Origin of the sequence: Catenibacterium sp. RTP21428st1_D7_RTP21428_210409 (assembly GCF_040227455.1) — a bacterium.
GTDB lineage: Bacteria > Bacillota_I > Bacilli_A > Erysipelotrichales > Coprobacillaceae > Catenibacterium > Catenibacterium mitsuoka_A.
Window position 1 is genome coordinate 1 of the sequence record NZ_JBEHVX010000150.1, and the last position, 1,885, is coordinate 1,885.

At 32.4% G+C, this 1,885-nt stretch carries 1 protein-coding gene; it reads left to right on the forward strand.

From position 1 onward, the window contains the following. Window positions 1–297: 297 nt before the first annotated feature. Window positions 298–1,698 (forward strand): IS110 family RNA-guided transposase, encoded by a 1,401-nt coding sequence (locus tag ABUA27_RS12535; protein ID WP_022424820.1) that lies wholly within the window; start codon window positions 298–300, stop codon window positions 1,696–1,698. The last annotated feature ends 187 nt before the right edge of the window (window positions 1,699–1,885 follow it).

Sequence of the window (1,885 nt, forward strand, 5' to 3'; positions counted from 1 at the left end):
CTCGTATAATATGTACGTAATCAGTTAATGAACTCTATCGATTCATTATTGATTGTACATTCTAATTTTAAGATAATAGTTTTGTTTTGAATGAAGGTTTTATTCTTTCCCCCTGTGGCTACTTCATGTACGTCCACTTCAAAAAGACTTAATCCTTTAGACTTGACATCACTTTATACCCGAATTAGTTTGTTGCAGCAGTGTTTCTACACTTGTCTCCGTATTTGCGAGGTTGCGTTTGTCTTGCTTTAGAGGTGCAATTCAAAACCGATTACATAGAAAGAAGGTCATTATTTTATGGAAAACAATTATATTCTTTATGTTGGCATGGACGTCTCTAAAGGTAAAGCAGATGCTGCTATCCTCAAGGTCAGTGATCGTAGATCTGTTAAACCTAAATTCTTGCGTAAAAAATTATCTTTTAAGTTTGTTAAATCAGAAGTTGCTTCTTTTTTAGAAACTGTTAGAAGCTATTCTGATGTTAACTGTACCAGTATCTGTTTTGCCTTAGAAGTTACTGGTATCTATTCTACTAATGTCTATGACTACATCAAAGCGAATCTTTATGAAAACGAAAGCATCAAATTTCTTAATACCGATTTTGTCAATCAATGGCGCATTGCTCATAATATCGCTAAATCAGATCCTTTGGATGCTCAAACTATTTCTACTATCATTGGCACTGATTTAGATGTTCAATATGTCAATGACAACGTTTTTGAAAATAAAAACGGATATCAAGATTTGAAAGCTTTAGTACACAGACATTATCAGATCAAAAAAATCTATTCTCAAGAAATCAACCGTCTCATTGCCCAATGCGATTGTTTGTTTCCTGAACTTCAATATGTTTTCGAACCTAAATCAGCTGCTTTTATCGCTGTCTTATCTTCATATCCTACGACACATGATATCATAAATGCTTCTAGAGTTGAAGTGTTTGACGTCGTTTATGAAGCAACCAAGCATCGTTGTTCAATGGATAAAGTAGATAAGCTCTTTGAACTATGTCAGGATACTTTAGTTCCTGATGATATTTCTTCCTATGGAAAAAGTATCATTCTAGACCTTGTTGAAAACATTAAAAATATAAAAGGTCAGCTCAAATCAATTGAAAGATATATTAAAGATATTGCTTCTTTAAATCCAGCTTATAAACTGCTTCTTACAATTACAGGATGCGGTCCTATAACTGCTGCAACTGTTATTGCTGAAACTGGTAATATAAGAAGATTTAAAAACGCAGACTGTTTTGTTTCTTATTCAGGAACAAGCCCAAGAAACAAACGCTCGGGGACATCTGTAGAAACTATGGGCAAGATCTCTAAAAAAGGTTCTAGATATCTTAGACATGCAATTTATATGATTGCTGAGTTTGCCAGACGTCATAATCCTGTTCTCAAACATCAGTTTGAAAGAATAAAGAATGGAAACAAGAAAAGACATAAGCTGGCTAACATTGCAATCGCAAACAAGATTGCACGATATATCTATTCAATTATGAAAAATAAAAGCAGTTTTGTAATCTTACATGATCATATCATGAGATTACCAGAAGAAACCCGAGATACGTTCTTCAATTCAATATCATTAGACTTTCCTAAAAATACTAGAAAACAGATTTATCAGTATTCTGATATTAATGGTGAACTACATAGATTTGTCTACATCAAAACAGATGAAATGATACCTGCTTAACAGTAAGTAAAAGTTTAATGTAAGAGCTTTCAACTGTTTTTCGTTGGAAAGTTCTTTTCAGTGTACTCTTTTTTAGAAAAGAAAGAGGATTTTTATAGAGGATTCACCTCTAAACCAAGACAAATGCCTATAAAATCAATAAATTCTAGAAAATTTAACTATTTATTGACATTTAATAGTTTGTCTT